The sequence below is a fragment of the Rhodoplanes roseus genome (genome assembly GCF_003258865.1).
GTDB lineage: Bacteria > Pseudomonadota > Alphaproteobacteria > Rhizobiales > Xanthobacteraceae > Rhodoplanes > Rhodoplanes roseus.
In genome coordinates this window covers 1-5746 of record NZ_NPEX01000335.1, presented here as the reverse complement: position 1 = coordinate 5746, position 5746 = coordinate 1, and the positions used below count along the sequence as shown (strand labels likewise).

General features: G+C 71.0%; 6 protein-coding genes. 3 read left to right on the top strand and 3 right to left on the bottom strand.

All coding sequences use genetic code 11. The features are described from left to right. Window positions 1-42: 42 nt before the first annotated feature. Window positions 43-708: a lectin gene (locus CH341_RS27410; RefSeq protein WP_425376213.1), complete on the bottom strand. Its 666-nt coding sequence runs from the start codon at window positions 706-708 to the stop codon at window positions 43-45. Between the two features lie 99 nt (window positions 709-807). After that, window positions 808-1218, bottom strand: a complete 411-nt coding sequence (locus CH341_RS27405) for a (R)-mandelonitrile lyase (RefSeq protein WP_111422125.1) — start codon at window positions 1216-1218, stop codon at window positions 808-810. Window positions 1219-1382: 164 nt separating this feature from the next. Between CH341_RS27405 and CH341_RS27400 the strand changes: the two genes are divergently transcribed. Continuing rightward, window positions 1383-1697: a hypothetical protein gene (locus CH341_RS27400; protein ID WP_111422124.1), complete on the top strand. Its 315-nt coding sequence runs from the start codon at window positions 1383-1385 to the stop codon at window positions 1695-1697. A gap of 57 nt (window positions 1698-1754) precedes the next feature. Here the strand turns inward: CH341_RS27400 and CH341_RS27395 are convergent, their stop codons facing one another. Further along, the gene (locus tag CH341_RS27395; protein ID WP_111422123.1) at window positions 1755-2312 is read right to left on the bottom strand and encodes a hypothetical protein; all 558 of its coding nucleotides are present in this window, start codon (window positions 2310-2312) and stop codon (window positions 1755-1757) included. 357 nt (window positions 2313-2669) lie between these two features. On the opposite strand from CH341_RS27395, the gene CH341_RS27390 reads away from it, so the two are divergent. Continuing rightward, entirely contained in the window at window positions 2670-2978 is a 309-nt protein-coding gene (locus CH341_RS27390; RefSeq protein WP_111422122.1) for a hypothetical protein, read from the top strand. 432 nt (window positions 2979-3410) lie between these two features. Then, a complete protein-coding gene (locus tag CH341_RS27385) occupies window positions 3411-5582 on the top strand; it encodes a transglycosylase domain-containing protein (RefSeq protein WP_111422127.1) in 2172 nt (723 codons plus the stop codon). Window positions 5583-5746: the final 164 nt, after the last annotated feature.

Sequence of the window (5746 nt, the reverse complement as noted above, 5' to 3'; positions counted from 1 at the left end):
TGACGCGCCGCCCCGGGACGACCAGCGCCCCGAGGCGCCCCGTCAGTTCGTCGCGAAGCAGTACAACAGCCCGTCGCCGCCGGTGGATTTCAGGTCGGCCTGGGTGCAGCCGCCGCCGGGGCCGCGGGAGGGGTGGGAGGAGTTCCACGACTTGGCCGGCGCCGACTCGTCGAGGCCGGTGCGGTCGGAGTGGCCGACCATGGCGGCCCCGGTCGTGCTGCTCGTCCAGTTGCGGCAGGTGCGGTCCTCGCCGGGCGGGAAGGCGCGGCCGTCCGGCTGCGAGCCGGTGAGGACGTCGTGGCGGTTCGGCGTGTCGCCGCGGCCGTTGATCACCTCGCCCTTCTCGTTCAGCGCCGTCTGCTTGGTCAGGTTGTTGGCGGCGCCGTGCAGATCGTCGACGTCCTTGGCGATCACCGTGCCCTTGGCGTTCTGCCAGGGCCCGCGGCCGATGCGGTCGCGGGCGTTCACCGCCGGGGCGCCGTCGACCGCCTGGGTCGACAGATAGGCCCGCCAGGTCTTGCCGGTCGCGCCCGCGGCCTGCGCGAGGGTCTGGCAATGGCGGTCGGCGCCCTCGAGCCCGCCCAGATCGGCGCCCTTGCCGGGTCCCTGGCTGGTGACGAAGAACGTCATCCCGGCCTGCTGGGCGACGGCGGAGCCGGTCGCGGCGAAGCCCATCGCGATCGCGGCCGCAGCCGTGGCCGCGATCATACGGAACCTGTCATTTGTCATGGCAGTCCTCCCTGAGGGTTTCTTCTGTCGGGCGGGGCGAGACGGCCGCGCAGCGTGACGCCGCCCGGCCGCCCGTGGTCACGCGCCGAGCGGCGCCCCGTAGTCCGCGTCGGTGACTCTCTCCATCCAGTCGACGTGCTTGCCGGAGGTGTCGGCCTCGTGCATCGCCAGATGCTCCATGGCGACGTCGGGCGCGGCACCGTGCCAGTGCTTCTCGCCCGGCGGGATCCACACGACGTCACCGGCCCGCACCTCGCGGACCGGGCCGCCGTAGGTCTGCACCCGGCCCTTGCCGGAGACGATGACCAGGGTCTGGCCGAGCGGGTGGGTGTGCCAGTTGGTGCGGGCGGACGGCTCGAAGCGCACCCAGGCGGAGCGGATGCGGGCGGGCGGCGGCGCCTCGACGACCGGGTCCTGCCACACCGTCCCGGTGAACCAGTCCGGGTTGGCCCGCCGCGAGGCCACGCTTCCGCAAGTCTGAATGTCCATCTGATCACTCTCTCCAGGTCGTGCGGGCCCGGCGGCACCGCCGCGCCGACTATAAGGCGCTCGCCGACCGCCGACAGGGGGAAGACACGGGACCGGAACCGGCCGCGGCGGCTCCGGTTGAGCCAAGGGGACACGGCGGGGGCACGACCAGCGGACGGTTCACCATGGCCCTGCACCGCCCTCGCAAGACCGCCGGTCCGAGCCACGTGCTCGCGGCACCGGCTGCGACAGGACTGGCGCTCGCCGTCGGGCTGGTGGCGGGCCTCGCGGCCTTCGCCGACATGCCGGGAGATCCGGCGCTGCTCACGACCGAATACGGGCTCGGCGCCGTCATGCTGGTGCTGTCGCTCGCCGGCCTGTTCACCTGCGCGGCGTTCGGGACCAGCTTCACGGCCGGGGAGGACGAGCCGCGGGGCGGCAGCGCGCGGCCTGTCCCGGTGCGCATCGGCGTGCGGCCGCGCCGCCCGCCCGGGCCGTGACGGCACGGGGCGGCGGCGCAGCAGGTCGGCGAGGCACGACGGCTCGCCCTCACGCGATCACTTCATCCGCGACGGGTCGAGCGACGCCTGCGGCTGGGCGGCCGCCTGCCACTTGGTCTTGTAGAGGCCGCGCAGCGTCAGCGGACCCCATTTGATCTCCGACACCCGCCACGCCTCGCCGACCTTCAGCAGCTCGACCGTCACGGTCTCGGGCTGGCCGAAATTGGAGAACTTCACGGTGCCGATCGCCTTGGCCGGGCCGGCATCCTTCACGTCGATGGAGAGATCGGCGATGTCCCAGCTCTCGCGGCCGACGAAGGGGTCGCTGCCCAGCACCAGGCCGGTCCCGACCTTGCGCTCGACGCCGTCCTCCAGGATCACCGAGGCGAGCCCGTGCGAGAAGTAGCGCTTCACCGCCTCGGGCGAGTCGATCGTCACGCCCTTCGCGCTGGCGGTCGAGTTGCCGACATAGGCCTGGTAGATGCCGGACAGGAAGCCCTTGGCCGAGGTGCCGGATTCGCGGGCGTCGGCCGGGCCGGCAAGGGTCGCGAGGGCTGCCGCCGCGACAAGACCGGTCAGCACGGCGCAGCGCCGCAGCAGCGTTCGGAGACGCATGACGATGGCTCCCAGAAGACGAGGTGTTTGACGCCGATTTTGTCGTGTTGGTCGACCAGGCCCCGGACGTGGTTCGGTCGACGTGCGCAAGCAAACCCCAAAAACGCTAAAAAGTTGCCTCACACCCCCGGCACCGCGATCACGATTTTGGGAGACCGCCCACCGCCCCGCCTCGCTCCGGAACGCCGCCCATCCGCCTGTGCCGGAAGCCGGAACAGCTCCGGACGGCGGGGCTGTTGCGGACGGGCGACAGGCGGCCGGGAATCGAGTTCGCCCGGTTGCCGCGACACGGTCCGGCATGGGATCGTGCACTGGGATTCCACGAGGCGCGGCACGGCCGCGACACCGAGGTCACCGATGCGCAAAGGCCTGCTCGCCGCCCTGCTGATGCTGCCCTGTGTGGCGGCTCCCGCAGCGGCCGGCTTTCTCGACACCCGGCCCTTCGAGGGCAACGACACCGGCGGGATCATCGCCTGGTCGCCCGAGATCGCGCATGTCTACCGCGACATCGCAGCGGCGCATTGTGCCCAGTGGAACAAGGCCGCCCAGATCACCAGCGTGCACCGACGCTACGGCGACTACGTCTCGTTCAAGTGCCACTTCCCGCCCGGCTACGACCCGCGCAAATGGATGGTCTACGGCCCGCCGGTGCGCTCGCTCTACTGACGCCGGAACGCGACCGGAAGGCCCAGGAGCCGTCTGTGCGGGCCCGATCCGCGCAGTCCCTGGTTGCGTCGCGCCTGCCCCGGACGGCCCGCCCGGCGCCGCCGCCCGGCCGGCGGCCATACTCCTCCCATAATTCCTACGCTTTGTGACTGGTGCGCCATTGGCCCGCCGGGTTGCTTCGGATACACGGGATCGGTTCTGCGTCTGGTCCGGCCGGTCTCGCGGCCCCGAACCCTGGCGGCCGGTCGGCCGTAGCTCGGGGGCAGGCGTGCCGGCGTCGTCGGACCACGGTTGCGGGGACGGGACGGCAGGCGCGACAACGGCCCGGCCGGGGCTAGTCGACGAGGGTCCGGCGAGAGGGATTCGGCTTTGAACCAGAACAACCCCGAGGGCCGCCGGCGCATTTCGCTCTGGGAGCGCTTCCGGCGCTTCATGCTCGACCTCGATTCGCGGCTCGACTTCGGGATCTTCAAGGGATTCCGCTGGTCCCGCGAGGCGTTCGAGCGGTTCGTCGTGTTCATGGACCGGTTCCATGTCGGCGGCTGGCGCCGCTGGCTGCTGGTCGAGCCGGCCTCCGAGGCGCTGACGCTCGGCTATGTCGGCCTGATGCTGATGCTGGCCCTCGCCGTCCCGGCGTTCCGCGAGACCTCCGACGAGGACTGGCTGAAGAAGTCCGAGCTCGCCGTCGTCTTTCTCGACCGCTACGGCAACGAGGTCGGCGCCCGCGGCATCAAGCACAACGACTCGATCCCGCTGGAGGACTTCCCGGACCACCTGATCAAGGCCGTGCTGGCCACCGAGGACCGCCGCTTCTACGAGCATTTCGGCATCGACATCGCCGGCACGATGCGGGCCGTCGTCACCAATGCGCGGGCCGGCGGCGTCGTCCAGGGCGGCTCGTCGCTGTCCCAGCAGCTCGCCAAGAACCTGTTCCTGTCGAACGAGCGCACCCTCGAGCGCAAGGTCAAGGAGGCGTTCCTGGCCATGTGGCTGGAGACGCGGCTGACCAAGAACGAGATCCTCAAGCTCTATCTCGACCGCGCCTATATGGGCGGCGGCACCTACGGGGTCGACGCCGCGGCGCAGTACTATTTCGGCAAGTCGGCCCGCGACGTGACGCTGCCCGAGGCGGCCATGCTGGCCGGCCTGTTCAAGGCGCCGACCAAGTTCGCCCCGCACATCAACCTGCCGGCCGCCCGCGCCCGCGCCAATGTGGTGCTCGACAATCTGGTCGACGCCGGCTTCATGACCGAAGGCCAGGTGTTCGGCGCCCGCCGCAACCCGGCCAAGACCATCGACCGCCGCGACGAGAGCGCCCCGAACTACTATCTCGACTTCGCCTTCGACGAGATGCGCAAGCTGGTCGACAAGCTGCCGAAGTCGGTCAGCGAGCGCGCCTTCGTGGTGCGCACCGCGCTCGATTCCGGCCTGCAGCAGACCGCCGAGAAGGCGATCGAGGACGCGATCAAGCAGTACGGCCGCGACTATCACGCCAAGCAGGCGGCGACCGCGGTGGCCGACCTCGACGGCGGCATCCGGGCGATCGTCGGCGGCGTCGACTACGGCGAGAGCCAGTTCAACCGCGCCAGCGACGCGCTGCGCCAGCCCGGCTCCTCGTTCAAGCCCTATGTCTACGCCACCGCCCTGATGTCCGGGCTGAAGACCAACAGCCAGGTGATCGACGGCCCGATCTGCGTCGGCAACTGGTGCCCGAAGAACTATGCGGGCGGGTTCTCCGGCGCCACCACGATGACCTCGGCGCTGACCCGCTCGCTCAACACCGTGGCGGTGTGGCTGACCCGCCGGGCCGGCGGCGGCAACGATCGCGCCGGCCGCAACAAGGTGGTGGCGCTCGCCAGGGCGATGGGCCTGACCACGCCGCTGACCGACACGCCGTCGCTGCCGATCGGCGCCGCCGAGGTGCGGGTGTTCGAGCACACGGTCGCCTACGCGACCTTCCCGAACGCCGGCAAGGCGGTGACGCCGCACGCCGTGCTCGAGGTCCGCACCGGCATGGGCGAGACCATCTGGCGCTTCGACCGCGACGGCCCGCAGCCGCGCCAGGTGATGCCGCCCCAGGTCGCCGCCGACATGGCCTTCATGATGAACAAGGTCGTCGAGGAGGGCACGGCGCGGCGCGCCATGCTCAACGGCGTCAAGGCGGCCGGCAAGACCGGCACCACCAATGCGTATCGCGACGCCTGGTTCGTCGGCTACACGGGCAATTTCGTCTGCGGCGTCTGGTTCGGCAACGACGACTACTCGCCGCTCAACCGCATGACGGGCGGCTCGATGCCGGCGATGGTGTGGCACACCATCATGGAATACGCCCATCAGGGGGTGGAGCTGAAGAACATCCCGGGCCTGCCGCCGAACCCGGCGCAGACCGGCCCGCGCATCGCCGAGACGACCGACGTGCCGCGCCCCGCCATGCTGTCCAGCAAGGGCGCCCAGTCGCTGGTGCGGATCGAGCGGCTGATGGACGAGGCCTCGCGGGTCGCCCCGGCGCTGCCGAAGCTCGGGACCCAGACCTCGGCGCCGCCCACCGTTCCGGGCGCCACCGCGGCCGCCGACAAGGTGCTGCCGGCGGTCCGGCGGGATTGAGGCCGGGCAGAAGGTCCGCGATCGGCCATGACCTCGGATTTGTCGTTTGACCGGAAGGGACGCGGAGCGATACCACGCGGGTCTCACCTCCTTTCACCTCCCCCTGGAGGGGGGAGGTCGCCGGGCGAAGCTCGGCGGGAGGGGGTGCTCGGCGAAGCCGGCGT

Excerpts from the sequence above, each read along its gene's own strand:
- CH341_RS27405 (WP_111422125.1), bottom strand. The coding sequence starts at position 1,218 with ATGGACATTCAGACTTGCGGAAGCGTGGCCTCGCGGCGGGCCAACCCG.
- CH341_RS27395 (WP_111422123.1), bottom strand. The coding sequence starts at position 2,312 with ATGCGTCTCCGAACGCTGCTGCGGCGCTGCGCCGTGCTGACCGGTCTT.
- CH341_RS27385 (WP_111422127.1), top strand. The coding sequence starts at position 3,411 with ATGCTCGACCTCGATTCGCGGCTCGACTTCGGGATCTTCAAGGGATTC.
- CH341_RS27410 (WP_425376213.1), bottom strand. The coding sequence starts at position 708 with ATGATCGCGGCCACGGCTGCGGCCGCGATCGCGATGGGCTTCGCCGCG.
- CH341_RS27400 (WP_111422124.1), top strand. The coding sequence starts at position 1,383 with ATGGCCCTGCACCGCCCTCGCAAGACCGCCGGTCCGAGCCACGTGCTC.
- CH341_RS27390 (WP_111422122.1), top strand. The coding sequence starts at position 2,670 with ATGCGCAAAGGCCTGCTCGCCGCCCTGCTGATGCTGCCCTGTGTGGCG.